The organism is Methylorubrum sp. POS3 (assembly GCF_043352485.1).
Lineage (GTDB): Bacteria > Pseudomonadota > Alphaproteobacteria > Rhizobiales > Beijerinckiaceae > Methylobacterium > Methylobacterium suomiense.
Genome location: NZ_JAPRBT010000001.1, coordinates 4,666,868 through 4,683,191 on the forward strand (window position 1 = coordinate 4,666,868; position 16,324 = coordinate 4,683,191).

Genomic DNA, 16,324 nt, shown 5'->3' on the forward strand with positions numbered 1-16,324 from the left:
GGGGCCGCCTCTCGGCGACCCCCTTCGTCGTCTTCTGCGGAGGCTCTGGACTTAGAAGTCCATGCCGCCCATGCCGCCGCCGCCCGGCATCGCCGGGGCGCCGCTGTCCTTCTTCGGCGCGTCGGCGACCATGGCTTCCGTGGTCACCAGCAGGCCGGCGACGGAAGCCGCGTCCTGGAGGGCGGTGCGCACGACCTTCGCCGGATCGACGATGCCGGCCTGGATCATGTCGACATACTCTTCGGTCTGAGCGTTGAAGCCGAAGGTCTCGGAGTCGGTCTTGTCGGTGATCTTGCCGACCACGATCGAGCCCTCGACGCCCGCGTTCTGGGCGATCTGGCGGATCGGGGCCTCAAGCGCCTTGAGGACGATCTTGATGCCGGCCTGGACGTCCGGGATGTCGGACTTCAGCTCGGCAACCGCCTTCTTGGCCCGCAGCAGCGCGGTGCCGCCGCCGGGGACGATGCCCTCTTCCACCGCAGCGCGGGTGGCGTTGAGCGCGTCGTCCACGCGGTCCTTCTTCTCCTTGACCTCGACCTCGGTCGCGCCGCCGACGCGGATCACCGCGACGCCGCCCGCCAGCTTGGCCAGACGCTCCTGGAGCTTCTCACGGTCGTAGTCCGAGGTGGTCTCCTCGATCTGCGCCTTGATCTGCCCAACGCGGGCCTCGATGTCGGCCTTCTCGCCGAGACCGTCGATGATCGTGGTGTTCTCCTTCTCGATGCGCACGCGCTTGGCGCGGCCGAGCATGGGGAGCGTCACGTTCTCGAGCTTGATGCCGAGATCCTCGGCGATCATCTGGCCCTTGGTCAGGATCGCGATGTCCTCGAGCATCGCCTTGCGGCGATCACCGAAGCCCGGAGCCTTCACGGCCGCGACCTTGAGGCCGCCGCGCAGCTTGTTCACCACGAGGGTGGCCAGGGCCTCGCCCTCGATGTCCTCGGCGATGATGACGAGCGGCTTGCCGGTCTGCACCACGGCCTCGAGCACCGGCAGCATGGCCTGGAGCGACGAGAGCTTCTTCTCGTGGATGAGGATGTAGGGGTCCTCGAGCTCGGCGACCATCTTCTCCGCGTTCGTGACGAAGTACGGGGAGAGGTAGCCGCGGTCGAACTGCATGCCCTCGACGACGTCGAGCTCGGTCTCGGCGGTCTTGGCCTCCTCGACGGTGATGACGCCCTCGTTGCCCACCTTCTGCATGGCGTGGGCGATCATCTCGCCGATCTCCTTGTCGCCGTTGGCGGAGATCGTGCCGACCTGGGCAACCTCGTCGGACGAGGCGACCTTCTTGGCGCGGTTGGTGATGTCCTTCACGGCGGCCTGAGTAGCGAGGTCGATGCCGCGCTTCAGGTCCATCGGGTTGATGCCGGCGGCGACGTACTTGGCGCCCTCGCGGACGATGGCCTGGGCCAGCACGGTCGCGGTGGTGGTGCCGTCACCGGCGATGTCGTTGGTCTTCGAGGCCACTTCGCGCACCATCTGGGCGCCCATGTTCTCGAAGCGGTCGGAGAGCTCGATCTCCTTGGCGACGGTGACGCCATCCTTGGTGATGCGCGGGGCGCCGAAGCTCTTCTCGATGACGACGTTGCGGCCCTTCGGACCCAGCGTCACCTTCACCGCATCGGCGAGGATGTCGACGCCGCGGAGCATCTTGTCGCGCGCGTCGGCGGAGAAACGAACGTCTTTCGCTGCCATGTGAGTCTACCTCGAATGTCGGAAAGAAGCCCCGAAGCCTGCCGAGTGCACGGGCACGGGCGGCCTCGAAGGGCGGTGAAACGTGTCGGCCGGCGTTAGACGGCGACGACGCCCATGATGTCGGATTCCTTCATGATGAGGAGATCCTGGCCGTCGATCTTGACCTCGGTGCCCGACCACTTGCCGAACAGAACGCGGTCGCCGACCTTGACGTCGAGGGCGTTGACACGGCCCTGCTCGTCACGGGCGCCCGAACCGACGGCGACGATCTCGCCCTCTTGCGGCTTCTCCTTGGCGGTATCCGGGATGATGATGCCGCCCTTCGTCTTCTCTTCGCTCTCGATGCGACGGACGACGACGCGGTCGTGCAGCGGACGGAACTTCATGAGCTGCCCTCTTGCTTCGGAATGGCGGTTGGTCTTGATGCGGCCGGAAGGCGGCCACGCCTACCCTGGCTGTTAGCACTCACGTGATGTGAGTGCTAACGACGGCTGCGAGATAGGCGCGCGGATTTTGCGAGTCAAGACGCCGCATCTCTTGCGGTGACGCTTCGGCGCCCGATCCTTCTCCGAACAACCCGTTCCGAAGACACCTCTCCCGATGATCAATCTTCACGGCCCGCAGGGGGCGGTCGATGTGAGTGGCCTGGATGGCGGCGCGGCGCTGCCCGCTCATGCCGTCTGGATCGACTTGGTCGATCCGACCGCCGAAGAGGCGCGCCGGGTCGAGGAGAAGACCGGTATCCGGGTGCCCTCGCGGGCCGCGCTGAGCGAAGTCGAGCTGTCGAGCCGCCTCCGCCGCAGCCGGGATGGGATCTCCCTGTCGACGCCCATGGTGACCTTCGACCGGTCCGATTTCAGCCTGAAACCGCTCGGTTTCCTCCTGAACAAGAACCATCTCGTGACGGTACGCTACCACGACATGCGGGCCTTCGCGGCGGTGCGCAAACGGGTGGACGAGGAAGGCGGCGACGGCAGCACCGGCGCCCGGATGTTCCTTCTCGTGGTCGAGGAGTTGGTCGATAACCTGGCCGACCTGTTGGAGGAGATGTCCGCCGACCTCGACAATCTCTCGACCCGCATCTTCGACTTCGATGCCAGCGCCCGGCCCGGAGCCCGCAAGGGGGACACCTCGGCACCGAAGCGGCGCGACCTCGCCCTGCGCCGCCTGCTCCGCACCGTCGGGCGTCATGGCAAGTCGCTGTCGAAGGTCCGCGCCAGCCTGCTGGGCCTGGAGCGCATCGTCGCCTTCGCCAAGGGCGAGTGCGGGCAACATCTCGACGAGGGCGACGCGCCCCGGTTCGAGACGCTGGCGCGGGACATCGCCTCGCTCGACGAGTTCGAGACGCGGCTGTCGGAGACGCTACAGTTCCTGCTCGACGCAACGCTGGGCCTCATCAACGTCGAGCAGAACAACGCCTTCCGGATCCTGACCGTCGTGTCCGTGGTCGGCGTACCGCCGACGCTGGTCGCCTCGATGTACGGCATGAATTTCAAGCACATGCCCGAACTCGACTGGGTCTATGGCTATCCCTACGGCCTTGCGCTGATCGCGATCTCTGCGATCGTGCCGCTGCTGTATTTCAAGTCGAAGGGTTGGTTGTGATCACCGGCCGATCCCGCCCGACGCCCTTGCTCTGAAGTGCTGCGACACAGCCTCGAAGGATGCCGGTCTCGAACGCGAGACGACGGAAGGCTTTCTTCGGGGCCCGCTTCCGCGAGCCCCTAAGCCGCAAGTGAGGGGTGGATGCGCCGTTTCGAGACCGACATTTAATCTCTTGGACAGCATCCGAAGCGAGACCCGCGCGCCTCGGACACTGCGTAAACGCCGCTTAATCGTTTCGAAATCGCACGACCCCATCGTCAACGGCAGCCGCACGATTGGGGTTTGCCCGATGAACGTCCGCCACAATTTTGAATTCGCTCAAGTTTCCAAACTGTCCGAACCGCGTGGACTGAAATCGGTCGCAGACGATCTCGGTTACTCGCCCGACTGGAACTGGAGCTGGGAGAATTACAAGAACATGATCCTGGCGCTGAGCCGGGATTACGACCTGCGCAACCATCTCGAGATCGGCGGCGGGCGCGATCCGGTGTTCAGCCCGGCGGAACTGGCCGATCACCGTATCGCGGTGACGATCAACGATCTGTCACAGCGCGAGCTCGATCTCGCGCCCCCCGGCTTCTCCAAGCTTTGCTGCGACATCGCCGCGAAGGATACTCTGTCCGTCACCGGCCGGGAACGGTTCGATTTCGCCTATTGCCGGATGGTGATGGAGCACGTGCCCGACGTCGCGCAGATGTGGCGCAACGTCTACGAGTTGCTCACACCCGGCGGCGTCGCGCTGAGCTTCTTCCCGACCCTGTTCGCACCGCCCTTCGCGGCCAACCAGATCATGCCCGAGCGCCTGTCGCGGGCGGTGCTGCACACGCTGTTCCCGGATCGGGCCGATGACGGCGACAACCCGAAATTTCCCGCCCATTACAATCTCTGCCGCGGCAGCGAGGCGGTGATCGCGCCGGTGCTGACGGAGATCGGTTTCCGCGAGGTCGTGGTGCTGCCGTTCTACGGGTACAGCTACTTCTGGAAGATCCCCGGCCTCAAGCAGGTCGACGCTGCCTTCACGAAGGTGGCGCAGGCGCGCGACTGGCGCGCCTTCACGAGCTTCGCCTACGTCATCGTGCGCAAATAGGCGGACCGCCATGCCGATCATCGTGGTGGCGGATCACGCCCATATCAACGGCGGACAGGCCAAGGTCGCGATCGAGAGCGCGCTCGGGCTCGCAGCCCGCGGGCATGCGGTGACCTTCTTCGCCGCCGTCGGGCCGGCGGATCCGCGGCTGGAATCGGCCGGTATCGCGACGATCCTGCTCGATCAGGTGGACGTGACGACCACGTCTTCCTTGGCCCGGTTCGGGGTGCAGTGGCTGTGGAATCAGAAGGCCGCCGCCGCACTCGGCACCCTGCTCGCCCGCCACGATCCGGACGACACCGTCATCCACGTGCATGCCTGGGCCAAGGCGCTCTCGCCCTCGATCGGACCAGTCCTCGCGGCGAGCCGCGCGCCCGTCGTCTTCACGATGCACGAATATTATCTCGCCTGCCCGAATGGCGGATTCTACGATTACCCCGTCTCCGCCGCCTGCCACCGGTCGCCCGTCTCGATGGCCTGCATCGGTCACAATTGCGATTCCCGTGGCTACGCCCGCAAGCTGATGCGGGTCGGCCGTCACGTGCTCATGCGCCACACCGGCATGATCGACAATCTGTCGGCGGTGATCACCATCAGCCGCCTGCAGCGCGAGGTTCTGGCGCCGCACCTGCCCGCGGACACGAACTGGTACGACGTCGCGAACCCGATCGACGCCGTACCCCTCGGGCATAAGGACAGCACCACGGACGAGACGCCCCCGGGCGGCTTCGTCTTCGTCGGACGCCTCTCGGCGGAGAAGGGCGCCGGATTGTTCGCCGAAGCCGCGCGGCTCTCCAGTCAGCGGGCGATCTTCGTCGGCGACGGGCCGCAGCGGGCCGAGCTCGAAGCCGCTTACCCGGAGGCCGCCTTCCTCGGCTGGCACGATCCGGACGGCGTGAAGCAGCAGCTCCGGGCCGCACGCGCCCTGGTCTTCCCCTCCGTTTGGTACGAAGGCCAGCCGCTCACGGTGCTCGAGTCCCTGGCGCTCGGCACGCCGGTGATCGTCAGCGACCTCTGCGCCGGCCGCGAAGCGGTGCGGGACGGGGTCAGCGGCCTGTGGTTCCGCTCGGGCGATCCCACCTCCCTCGCCGCTGCGATGACCCGCCTCTCCGACGACGACACCGCGCGCCGCATGAGCCGGGCGGCCTATGACGCGTTCTGGGCCGATCCGCTCACCCTGGACCGCCATCTCGACCGATTGGAGCGCATCTACCGCGACGTCGCCCTCCGGTCGGCCACTCTTGGAATCGGCAGCCGGCCTACATCGGCCGTCTTGCGCAACGCCGCCTCGACGTAAAATCGTCTCATCCCTGCATCAGACGTTCCCCGATCGAGCCCCCGGGCAACGCCGAAGAGCCGACTTTCCCAATCCATGGCCGTCATCGCAGCCTACGTCGTCAACGCGGCCCTGAACCTCGCCCTCGGTCTGCTCCTCGCGGACATTCTGGGGCCGGCCGATTTCGGCCGCTTCGCCCTCGGCATCGCCGGCTCGGTGGTGCTCACGACCCTGTTCTTCGAGTGGCTGCGGCTGTCGGCGACGCGGTTCTATTCCGAGCGGGTCCGGGGCGAGGAGCCGTGGATCCGGGCCATGCTCGACCGTGCCTACGCGACGACGGCCCTCTGCCTCCTCGGCGCGGCATTGCTCTGCCTTGCCGGGCGGCCCTTCGCCGGGCCGCCCGCGACGCTGGCCGCCGCCGCCGTGGGGACCGCGATCGGCATCGGCTTCTTCGATTATCAGACGACGCTGGCGCGCGCCCGCTTCATAGGCGGGCTCTATCTCAAGCTAGTTCTGGTCAAGAGCGGGCTCGCCCTGATCCTCATGGTCGGCACCGCCTGGGCGACGGGAGACGCCACCGCGGTGATCGCGGCGGCGGGCGTGAGCCAGTTCCTCGCCGCCATTTTGATCCATCGCGGCCTCACCGATCAGCCCCATCGCCCGGAGGCCGAGCGCAGGCGGGAGATGCTGCGCATCTTCATCAGCTACGGCCTGCCGCTGATCGCCGCCAACGTGGTCTACCAGCTCCTGCCCTTCGCCAATCGCAGCGCCATCGCGGCGGTCGGCGGCTTCTCGGAATCCGGTTACTTCTCCCTCGCCTCCGACATCGGCACGCGCATCTTCGGGACCTTGGGCGCCGCTCTCGACGTGCTGCTGTTTCAGATCGCGGTGCGGGCCGAGGAGGAAGGCGGACGCGGTGCGGGCGAAGCCCAGGTCGCCCGCAACCTCGCCGTGGTGGCGGCCCTCATCCTGCCGAGCGCCGCCGGCTTCTGGGCAGTCCTGCCCGCCATCGAGGCCATTGCCGTACCCCACGCCTTCCGCGGGCACTTCTCCGAATACGTCCTGCCGATGCTACCGGGCCTCGTGGCCTTCGCGGCGATGAACTACGCCCTGAACCCGATCTTCCAGATCCGTCGCCGGACCATGCCGGTGATCGTCGCCGCCCTGTTCGGCGCGCTGGTCAATGCGCTGGCCTTGCTGGCGCTGGCCGGGCCGTTCGGCGGCTACGGCATCGCGGTCGCCCAGACATTGGGCTTCCTCGCGGCATTCGGCTTGCTCGCCATCCTGGCCCTGAGCGGACCTGTGCGCATCGCCCTCCCCTGGCGGGATCTGGCGACGGCGAGCGCCGCGACGCTGGCCATGACGGTCGCGGTCTGGCCGCTGCGCACCCTCGCGCCCTGGATCGCATTGCCGGTCTGCATCGCCACCGGCATCGCCGTCTACGGTGCCATGGTCTGGCTTCTCGACATCGCCGGGCTGCGCAGCGCGGTGATGGAACGGCTGCGCCCATCGGCACCGGCCGCGGCGGAATAAAATTCCGGCGCCCTTCCCGCGAAGGCAAGAGCCTCAGTGTCGAGGAGACGCCGGACGATCTGCGACGAGGCGTGACGGCGCCTTCGCGACCAATATCCCGCAGATTCGGCGTCCGAACTGCTTCGCTCCGACGACACAACGCACGGCCGGTGATCGGGGCCCGATCAAACCTTCGGCAGACCTGCGCCGTCGGCGGGAGTGAATGTGTGAACGCTGCCCCGGAATGTACCGCCGACGTCCCACTGCTTCGCGGCCCCACGCTTGCAACCGGCTCCCGATCCGGGTTTTGTCGCCGGAGACGGCCGCGGGACAAGGCCGAGCGGGATGGAAACCGGGATCATGACGACATACGCGCCGGCGAGCGAGCAGGAGGCGGCAGCCATCGTCGCGCAGGCCGCCGGGCGCTCCGAGCGGCTTCGCCTCGTCGGGGGCAACACCAAGGCCGCGCTCGGTCGCCCGCCGCAGGACGAGGCGACGCTCTCGGGCACAGGACTCAGCGGCATCACCCTCTACGAACCCGCCGAGATGGTGGTGGCGGCCCGCGCTGGCACGCCGCTTGCCGAGGTCGAGGCTCTGCTCGCCGAACGCGGGCAGATGCTGCCCTTCGAGCCGATCGATCACCGCCCGCTTCTCGGCTCCTCCGGCGAGCCGACCTTCGGCGCGGTGGCGGCGGTCAACAATTCGGGCCCCCGACGCATCAATGCCGGGGCGGCCCGCGACAGTTTGATCGGGGTGCGCTTCATCAACGGACGGGGCGAGCCGATCAAGTCCGGCGGTCGCGTGATGAAGAATGTCACGGGCCTCGATCTCGTGAAGCTGATGGCGGGGTCGTGGGGCACCCTCGGCCTTCTGACGGAAGTCACCTTCAAGGTTCTGCCGGTGCAGGAGCGGGTCACCACCCTCGTCCTGACGGGGCTCGACGACGTCGCGGCCGTCGACGCCCTGTCCACCGCCCTCGGATCGCCCTTCGAACTGACCGGCGCCGCCCACCTTCCGGCGGGAATCGTCGGCTCCGAGTCCCTCACCCTGATGCGGGTCGAGGGTTTCGCCAAATCGGTGGAGTATCGCCTGGGTGAATTGCGGCGATTGCTGCGGCGACGCGGCGACGCGCAGATCGTCGAGGGCGAGGACGGAGCCACCCTGTGGCGCGCGGTGCGCGACGCCGCCTTCCTGGCAGAGCCCAGCACGGATGCGGTCTGGCGCATCTCGACCGTGCCCGGCCGGGGACCGGAGGTGACGGCGGCGGTGGCGCGGGACCGCTCGGCCCGCTGGTTCTACGACTGGGGCGGCGGTCTGATCTGGCTCGCCACCGACGCCGCGGACGATGCTGGAACGACCGCGATCCGCGCCGCCGTTCAGGCCGCGGGAGGCCACGCGACCCTGGTCCGGGCTCCCGAGACGGTGCGGGCGGCATTGCCCGTGTTCGAACCCCTGCCCGAGCCTCTGATGCGCATCACCCGGGGCATCAAGGCCGCGCACGATCCGAAAGGTCTGTTCAATCCGGGGCGGATGTATGCGGGTGTCTGATCCCGCTGAGGCGTCATGCTGACTTATCTCCTCATTGTCGCCTTCGTGATCGTGCTGGGCCTGATGGTGGTGCGCCAGCGCAACCTCACCTTCTTGATGTCGTTGGCTGGCATCATCGGGGCGGTCCTGACGATGATCTGGCTTCAGAATCAGGGCCTGCTCCCCGGTACGCAGGGCCCGCTGAGCGGAACGCGACCGCAGACGCTGATCGATGCACCGAAGGAGCCGGCGCGCGTTCCCTAGGGCGCTGACCGGAGACGGGATCGTGTCCGCCGGGGGAACCACCCGACGCCCTGGCGCGTCTGCCGCGTTGAAGGTGTTCCGTGACCGGGGCGCCGCGACCGGAGCAGTCCGTTGCGCAGTCTTCTCATTCTCCTGATCCTTCTGGCCGGCGGCTTCGTGCTGACCGCGATGTACATCGCGCCCAAGCAGCCGGAACTGCGCGGCTGGTACGAGACCAATGCCTGCCCCCATCTCGACAAGATCAGCCCTCAGATCTGTCAACCGATCCGCGCCGCCAGGGGCACGCAGCCGATCTGATCCGCGTCCGTCGTGGCGCATCCTGCCCGATCGTCGCTCCTGCGACCTTCGAACGACACGCCTCGGCCGCGTTCACGGATCAGGGCTCCTGCAAGGCCACGTCGCTCTTCGGAAAACGCTTCGTATGCGCCGTCTCATCGACTGGGCTTTCCGAGATCGCCACTCCGGAGCGATCGTCGTCGGGCAATGGCCGAACGCGCCGCTCTCGATCTTCCTCGTGGCCTCCGCGGCCGAATGGATCCTGGAAGCCGCGGCACCCGGCTCGCCGCCCTGGCTCTTCGCCGGTCTGCGCCTCGTCGCGCTGCTCGCTTTGGCGGTGTGGGCGCTTGACGAGATTGTGAGGGGGGTCAATCCATGGCGCCGTTTCCTCGGGGCTGCCGTGCTGATCGGGCTCGGCTTCAGCCTCGCGGGCCGCCTGTGAGGCTTCTCTGACGTGTACGATCTCCTCGTCATCGGTGGAGGCATCAACGGAGCCGGCATCGCCCGTGACGCCGCCGGACGTGGCCTGTCGGTCCTGCTGTGCGAGCGCGGCGACTTGGCCGAGCACACCTCGTCGGCTTCGACCAAGCTGATCCACGGCGGATTGCGCTATCTCGAGCAGTACGAGTTTCGCCTGGTTCGGGAGGCCTTGGCAGAGCGCGAGCGCCTGATGCGCCTCGCCCCCCACATCATCTGGCCGCTGCGCTTCGTGCTGCCGCACGATTCCGGACTTCGCCCGGCCTGGCTCCTGCGGATCGGGCTGTTTCTCTACGATCATCTCTCGCGGCTGCGGGCCCTGCCCGGTTCGCAATCCGTGCGGCTGAGCACCGAAGGCGTCGGCGCGCCGCTGCAACCGCGGCTGACCCGGGGCTTCGCCTATTCGGATTGTTGGGTAGAGGACAGCCGCCTCGTCGTCCTCAACGCGCTCGACGCGGCCGAACGCGGCGCCACCATCCGCACCCGCACCCAGGTCGAGTCCGCCCGGCGCGAGGAGAGCGGTTGGACCGCAACGTTGCACGATTCAGAGACCGGGCGGCGTGAGCGCGTGCGGGCGCGGGCCATCGTCAACGCCGCCGGTCCTTGGGTTGCGCAGACGCTCCTGCGGACGCTCTCCGTCGAGGCGAGCCCGAAGGTGCGCCTGGTGAAGGGCAGCCATATCGTCACCCGCAAGTTCTACGAGGGTGATCACGCCTACATCCTGCAGCAGCCCGACCGGCGCATCGTCTTCGCGATCCCCTACGAGCGCGACTTCACCCTGATCGGCACGACCGACGTGCCGTATGAGGCCGGTCCCGGCCGCGTAACGATTTCGCCCGAGGAAACCCGCTACCTCTGCGACTGCATCAACCGCTCCTTCGCGAAAGCGATCGGGCCGGACGATGTGGTGTGGAGCTATTCGGGCGTGCGCCCCCTCTACGACGATGCGGCCGAGAACGCCTCCGCCGTCACCCGCGACTACGTGCTGGAGCTCGATGCGGATGGCCCGAAGGTCCTGTCCGTCTTCGGCGGAAAAATCACCACCTACCGGCGTCTGGCCGAGCATGCGCTGGAAAAGCTCGACCTCCCGGGCCTCAAACCCCCATGGACCGGCAATACCCCCCTGCCCGGTGGCGATATGCCGGAGAGCGATTTCGAGGCGTTCCAGGCCGGCCTCCGCGCGGCCTATCCGTTCCTGCCGGACGCCTTGGCCCGCAGGCTCGCCCGCGCCTACGGCACCCGGGCCGAGCGTCTCCTGGGCGATGCGCGCAGCCTGTCCGACCTCGGGGAGAGCTTCGACGGCGGTCTCACCGCCCGCGAGGTCGATTACCTCGTGCGGGTGGAATGGGCGCGCTCGCCCGACGACATTCTGTGGCGACGCACGAAGCTCGGGTTGAGAACCGGCCGCGCTGGCGTCGCGCGCCTGTCCCGACATCTGGCCGGGCGGTCGATCGAAGTGGACTGACGTGGCACGGGTCTCAACGGCCGTGATCCGATCAAGGTCACAGAGCTTGAGACCCGCGGCGCGCGGGCCTCAGCGCCCGTAGACGTCTTCGACCCGGATGATGTCGTCCTCGCCCGTATACGAGCCGACCTGCACCTCGATCAGTTCCAGCGGAATCTTGCCCGGATTGGTCAGGCGATGCATCGAGCCGATCGGTAGATAGACCGCCTCGTTCTCGTGGACGAGGATGATCTGATCGTTCAGCGTCACCTCGGCCGTGCCCTTCACCACGACCCAGTGCTCGGCCCGGTGGAAATGCTTCTGCAGCGAGAGCCGTCCGCCCGGCGTCACCATGATCCGCTTGACCTGGAATCGCTCGCCGATGTCGATGCGCTGATACCAGCCCCAGGGCCGGTACATCCGCCGATGCGCGTCGGCTTCCGGATGCCCCTTTTCGCGCAGAACCCCGACGAGGTCCTTCACCTTGCCGGAGCGTGCCTTGGAGGCGACCAGCACCGCGTCGGGCGTCGACACCACGATCACGTCGTCGAGGCCGACGACGGTCGTCAGGCCCTCCCCCTCGCTGTGAACGAGGCTGCCGGTGGTCTCGACCAGTTCGACCCGCCCGCGCACCGCGTTGCCCTGCGCGTCGCAGTCGAGCACCTGCCAGACGGCATCCCAAGTGCCCACATCCGACCAGCCGAACGAGACCGCGAGCACACCCGCCCGGCTCGTCCGCTCCATCACCGCATAGTCGATCGAAGTCTTCGGCGCGCGGGAGAAGGCGGCGGCGTCCAGGCGCACGAAATCCAAATCGGTCTTGGCCGCCTCCAAGGCGTCCCGGGCCGCTTCCAGAATATCAGGGGCGTAAGCCTCCAGTTCGCCGATCATGACGTCGGCGCGGAACAGGAAGTATCCGGAATTCCACAGGGCTCCTTCCTCGATGAGTCGCGCGGCGCCCTCGGCATCCGGCTTCTCGACGAAGCGCTCGACGCGGTGCACGCCCGGAGCGCCCGGCACGGGGGCGCCCTTGTGGATATACCCGTAATCGGTGGCCGAACGGACGGGCGTGATGCCCAGCGTCATGATTTGCCCGAGCCGCGCACCGACGGCCGCTTGACGCGCCGCTTCGGTGAAGGCGGCCGAGTCCTCGATCACGTGATCGGCAGCCAGAATGAGCACCACCGTCTCGGGCCCCTGCCGCGCGGCGTGAAGCGCGGCGACGGCGACGGCGGCGGCGGAATCGCGCCGATCCGGCTCCAGCAGGATGTCGGCCGCGACCTTCGCCTGGGCCAGCTGTTCGGCGACGATGAAACGCGCTTCCGAGGAGGCGATCACGGTCGGCCGGGCGAACACCGTCGCATCGACGACCCGACGGGCGGTGGCCTGGAAGGTCGAGGAATTGGGATCGACGAGGGGCGTGAACTGCTTGGGCATGCTCTCCCGGGACGCGGGCCAGAGCCGCGTACCCGAGCCGCCACACAGGATGACAGGAAGTATCCGGCTGCCGTCCGACATCGCGCACCCCCCTCCGGCCTCAGGCCCCGTCGGGTCGCCCGTCTGCCGCGGCGGAAAGCTCGGGAAATCCTCGAACTGTCAGCATCGGACGCGGCTCGCGACCTCGCCAGCGCGAGGTCGGCGAATGATCGAACACCCTGAGGACGTGTTTTAGCCGAACGTGCCGCAGGGCACTACAGGGAGCCGGCCCGGGTGCACACCCGGGCCGCGATAACGATGAATTAAGATTAAGTTGGCTGCGATTATTCGGCCGCCTGCCGTTCGATGTAGCCCAAGCGCTCGTTGAGTTCGCCCAGCAACTTCACCGCCGCCTCGGCGATGACGGTCCCCGGCGGGAAGATCGCGGAGGCGCCCGCGGCGTGGAGCGCATCGTAATCACCCGGCGGGATGACGCCGCCGACGACGATCATCACGTCCTCGCGGCCCTCATCCTTCAGCGCGGCCTTCAGTTCCGGCACCAGCGTCAGGTGGCCGGCGGCGAGCGAGGAGACGCCGACGATGTGGACGTCGTTCTCCACCGCCTGCCGTGCCGCCTCCGCCGGGGTGGCGAAGAGCGGGCCGATATCGACGTCGAAACCGAGATCGGCGAAGGCCGACGCGATCACCTTCTGACCGCGATCGTGACCGTCCTGCCCCATCTTGGCGACGAGGATGCGCGGGCGGCGCCCGTCATTCTCCTCGAAGGCCTCGACGAGGCCGCGCACCTGCTCCACCACCGGCGACATGCCGCCCACCTCCCGCTTGTAGACGCCCGAGATCGAACGGATCTCGGCGCGGTGACGGCCCCAGGCCTTCTCCAGCGCCTCCGAGATCTCGCCGACGGTCGCCTTCGCCCGCGCCGCATTGACCGCGAGTTCGAGCAAATTGTCGTTCGTGTCCACCGCCCGCGTCAGGGCCGCGAGCGCGGCATCCACATCGGCCTGCTTGCGCTCGGAGCGCAGGCGCTTGAGCTTGTCGATCTGCATCGTGCGGACGTTGTGGTTGTCGACCCGGAGCAGGTCGATCTTCATCTCGTCGTCGGGCTTGTACTTGTTGATGCCGACGATGGTCTGGCGCCCGGAATCGATCCGCGCCTGGGCGCGGGCCGCCGCCTCCTCGATCCTGAGTTTCGGGATGCCGGCCTCGATGGCTTTGGCCATGCCGCCGAGGCTCTCGACCTCGCGGATATGCTCCCAGGCGCGGGCCGCGATGTCCGCCGTCAGGCGCTCGACATAGTAGGACCCGCCCCACGGATCGATGATGCGGGTGGTGCCGCTCTCCTGTTGCAGGAACAGCTGCGTGTTTCGCGCAATCCGGGCCGAGAAATCGGTCGGCAGCGCCAGCGCCTCGTCGAGAGCGTTGGTATGGAGCGACTGCGTCCCGCCCTGCGTCGCCGCCATGGCCTCGATGCAGGTGCGGGTGACGTTGTTGAACACATCCTGCGCCGTGAGCGACCATCCGCTCGTCTGCGAGTGCGTGCGCAGGGGGAGCGACTTGTCCGTCTGCGGGTCGAACTCCTTCACGAGCTTCGCCCAGATCAGGCGCGCGGCCCGCATCTTGGCGATCTCCATGAAGAAATTCATCCCGATCGCCCAGAAGAACGACAGGCGCGGGGCGAACTGATCGATGGTCAGCCCGGCGGCAAGCCCCGCCTTGATGTACTCGACACCGTCGGCAAGCGTGTAGGCGAGTTCGAGATCCTGCGTCGCCCCGGCTTCCTGCATGTGGTAGCCGGAGATCGAGATCGAATTGAACTTCGGCATATTCTTGGACGTGTAGCCGAAGATGTCCGAAATGATCCGCATCGATCCTTTGGGTGGATAGATATAGGTGTTGCGGACCATGAACTCCTTCAGAATGTCGTTCTGGATGGTGCCGGCGAGCTTCTCCGGCGGCACGCCCTGCTCTTCGGCCGCGACGATGTAGAGAGCGAGCACCGGCAGAACCGCGCCGTTCATCGTCATCGACACCGTCATCTCGTCGAGCGGGATGCCGGAGAACAGGGTCCGCATGTCGTAGATCGAATCGATCGCGACGCCGGCCATGCCCACATCGCCGGACACACGCGGGTGATCCGAATCGTAGCCGCGGTGGGTGGCGAGATCGAAGGCGACCGAGAGGCCCTTCTGGCCCGCTGCGAGGTTGCGGCGGTAGAAGGCGTTCGAATCCTCGGCCGTGGAGAAACCGGCATATTGCCGGATCGTCCAGGGCTGGGTGACGTACATCGCCGGATAAGGGCCGCGCAGATAGGGCGGCAGACCGGGAAACGAGCCGATCCCCTCCAGCCCCTCACGATCCTCGGGGCCATAGAAGCCCTTCACCGGAATGCCCTCCGGCGTCATCCACGGCTCCCCGACCGGCGGAGGCGGCGCCTGGAAGCCACCGGCCGAGAAGGCGAGCGAGGCGAAATCGGGGATCCGGGAACTCATGCGGCGGTCTCGGTGTCTCGGAGGACGACAAATTTTCTTGCGCATTATAGGCAAGCCACCAAACGCGGCTACTGTCCATAAGACGGCGTCCGCCACCGGTGTCGCTTCGTCAGCAAGCGACGGCCTGGATCTCGCCGGATGCTGGGCGCGGGTCCCGTCGGCGCCGCGAGCCAAGCCCGACGCCGAGCGATGAGCCGCTTCATCCGCTGGCGCTTGCAGCCGCAATTCCCGCAACAATCGATATCGCCGGCGCTCACCCCGCCCTCTCCGGTCAGAAACCCGAGAATCATCACGAGCAGGCCGAGGACGAAGATCGCCCCCAACACCGCGACGGGCCACGCGAGTGCGAGGCCGATCATCGCGGCGAGAAACAGCTTAAATCCGAGAGAGACCGCGAGCTTCGTTTTGAGCAGGACCAGCAGCGTCGCACCGGCGCCGAAGCCGCCCCGCATCGTGCGGAAGACCCGGCGCTTCAGGCGCGCCCGTGACGCCAGACGCTCGAGACGAGCGAGCTCGTGCTCCGCGCGCCGCACGGTCCTTTCCTGCTGTAGACCCGCTTCCATTCCCTCTCCCCGACATCACGAATCCGCGAGACGGTGCGCATTCCGGGAGGCAACCAAAGGCAAAGCACAGCTTCCGTCCATTCCCGTAAGACGCGAAGCGTGACGGTGCGCACCTGAAGGGGGAGCGTCGCGGAGAAGGCGGAACTGGGCCGGCGTCCGAGCGCCGCGCGCTACTGCCGTTCCTGGTCGGCTTCGTTGCCGCCGAGTGTCGGCTCGGGAGGGGCGCAGGCCGGTGGACGGCTCACCCCCTTCGCCTACGAATTCCTGCGCTTCGGGGTGAAGCAGGGCTGGGCCTACCTGTTCGCCGGATTGGTCTGCGCGCTGCTGATCGGCACCGATCTCGCCTGTCCAGCCGATGCCGCCTCGAGCCGCGACGATTTTCCGATGCTGGCGGCGCTGGCGATCCGAGTCTTCCTACTGGTCCCCGGATGGAAACTTGGGAGGAGGCGAAGGCCATCGCACTCTACCACACCGTCGGAACGGTGATGGACGTGTGCAAAACTTCGGTTGTCTGTAGATTTATCTAGGAGCCAGCGTGTTACGAATCGCTAGATTACCGCTCTTCGCCGGCTTCATGTGTGCGAGCGTCGGCTCGTAGATCGCCCGCGTGTCGCGGCTGTTCGACTTCCGCTTCACCGGCGTCCGCCATCGATACGTGCTGCTCGTCGAGAC

15 protein-coding genes are annotated in these 16,324 nt (G+C 67.2%); 10 read left to right on the top strand and 5 right to left on the bottom strand.

Features of this window, described 5'->3' with window-relative positions:
* Positions 1-51: 51 nt before the first annotated feature.
* Both groL and groES read right to left on the bottom strand, forming a co-directional pair.
* Positions 52-1,695 carry a chaperonin GroEL gene (gene groL / locus OWC43_RS21655; protein WP_137828169.1) on the bottom strand — a complete coding sequence of 548 codons (1,644 nt, stop codon included), beginning with the start codon at positions 1,693-1,695 and terminating at the stop codon, positions 52-54.
* Between the two features lie 95 nt (positions 1,696-1,790).
* A complete protein-coding gene (groES, locus tag OWC43_RS21660; protein ID WP_137828170.1) occupies positions 1,791-2,081 on the bottom strand; it encodes a co-chaperone GroES in 291 nt (96 codons plus the stop codon).
* 214 nt (positions 2,082-2,295) lie between these two features.
* Between groES and OWC43_RS21665 the strand changes: the two genes are divergently transcribed.
* The 9 genes from OWC43_RS21665 (at position 2,296) to glpD (ending at position 11,184) form a co-directional block, all read left to right on the top strand.
* Positions 2,296-3,300 carry a magnesium transporter CorA family protein gene (locus OWC43_RS21665; protein WP_238308484.1) on the top strand — a complete coding sequence of 335 codons (1,005 nt, stop codon included), beginning with the start codon at positions 2,296-2,298 and terminating at the stop codon, positions 3,298-3,300.
* A 289-nt stretch (positions 3,301-3,589) separates the two neighbouring features.
* Positions 3,590-4,387 carry a class I SAM-dependent methyltransferase gene (locus OWC43_RS21670; protein WP_393958269.1) on the top strand — a complete coding sequence of 266 codons (798 nt, stop codon included), beginning with the start codon at positions 3,590-3,592 and terminating at the stop codon, positions 4,385-4,387.
* Positions 4,388-4,397: 10 nt separating this feature from the next.
* Positions 4,398-5,684, top strand: a complete 1,287-nt coding sequence (locus OWC43_RS21675; protein WP_393958270.1) for a glycosyltransferase family 4 protein — start codon at positions 4,398-4,400, stop codon at positions 5,682-5,684.
* A gap of 75 nt (positions 5,685-5,759) precedes the next feature.
* Positions 5,760-7,196: a lipopolysaccharide biosynthesis protein gene (locus tag OWC43_RS21680; RefSeq protein WP_393958271.1), complete on the top strand. Its 1,437-nt coding sequence runs from the start codon at positions 5,760-5,762 to the stop codon at positions 7,194-7,196.
* Between the two features lie 339 nt (positions 7,197-7,535).
* Positions 7,536-8,723, top strand: a complete 1,188-nt coding sequence (glcE, locus tag OWC43_RS21685; protein ID WP_393958272.1) for a glycolate oxidase subunit GlcE — start codon at positions 7,536-7,538, stop codon at positions 8,721-8,723.
* Between the two features lie 15 nt (positions 8,724-8,738).
* Positions 8,739-8,966, top strand: coding sequence for a hypothetical protein (locus OWC43_RS21690; protein WP_137828176.1), 228 nt, complete (start codon positions 8,739-8,741; stop codon positions 8,964-8,966).
* 111 nt (positions 8,967-9,077) lie between these two features.
* On the top strand, positions 9,078-9,263 hold the full coding sequence (locus OWC43_RS21695) for a hypothetical protein (RefSeq protein WP_393958273.1): 186 nt from the start codon (positions 9,078-9,080) through the stop codon (positions 9,261-9,263).
* Positions 9,264-9,387: 124 nt separating this feature from the next.
* A complete protein-coding gene (locus tag OWC43_RS21700; protein WP_393958274.1) occupies positions 9,388-9,684 on the top strand; it encodes a hypothetical protein in 297 nt (98 codons plus the stop codon).
* 12 nt (positions 9,685-9,696) lie between these two features.
* The gene (gene glpD / locus OWC43_RS21705; RefSeq protein ID WP_393958275.1) at positions 9,697-11,184 is read left to right on the top strand and encodes a glycerol-3-phosphate dehydrogenase; all 1,488 of its coding nucleotides are present in this window, start codon (positions 9,697-9,699) and stop codon (positions 11,182-11,184) included.
* A gap of 69 nt (positions 11,185-11,253) precedes the next feature.
* Here the strand turns inward: glpD and OWC43_RS21710 are convergent, their stop codons facing one another.
* The 3 genes from OWC43_RS21710 to OWC43_RS21720 form a co-directional block, all read right to left on the bottom strand.
* Positions 11,254-12,681 carry a mannose-1-phosphate guanylyltransferase/mannose-6-phosphate isomerase gene (locus tag OWC43_RS21710; RefSeq protein WP_393958277.1) on the bottom strand — a complete coding sequence of 476 codons (1,428 nt, stop codon included), beginning with the start codon at positions 12,679-12,681 and terminating at the stop codon, positions 11,254-11,256.
* 242 nt (positions 12,682-12,923) lie between these two features.
* Positions 12,924-15,089, bottom strand: a complete 2,166-nt coding sequence (scpA, locus tag OWC43_RS21715) for a methylmalonyl-CoA mutase (protein WP_393958278.1) — start codon at positions 15,087-15,089, stop codon at positions 12,924-12,926.
* 68 nt (positions 15,090-15,157) lie between these two features.
* Positions 15,158-15,622 carry a hypothetical protein gene (locus OWC43_RS21720; RefSeq protein ID WP_393958280.1) on the bottom strand — a complete coding sequence of 155 codons (465 nt, stop codon included), beginning with the start codon at positions 15,620-15,622 and terminating at the stop codon, positions 15,158-15,160.
* A gap of 225 nt (positions 15,623-15,847) precedes the next feature.
* Between OWC43_RS21720 and OWC43_RS21725 the strand changes: the two genes are divergently transcribed.
* Positions 15,848-16,138 carry a DUF817 family protein gene (locus OWC43_RS21725; RefSeq protein ID WP_393958281.1) on the top strand — a complete coding sequence of 97 codons (291 nt, stop codon included), beginning with the start codon at positions 15,848-15,850 and terminating at the stop codon, positions 16,136-16,138.
* Positions 16,139-16,324: the final 186 nt, after the last annotated feature.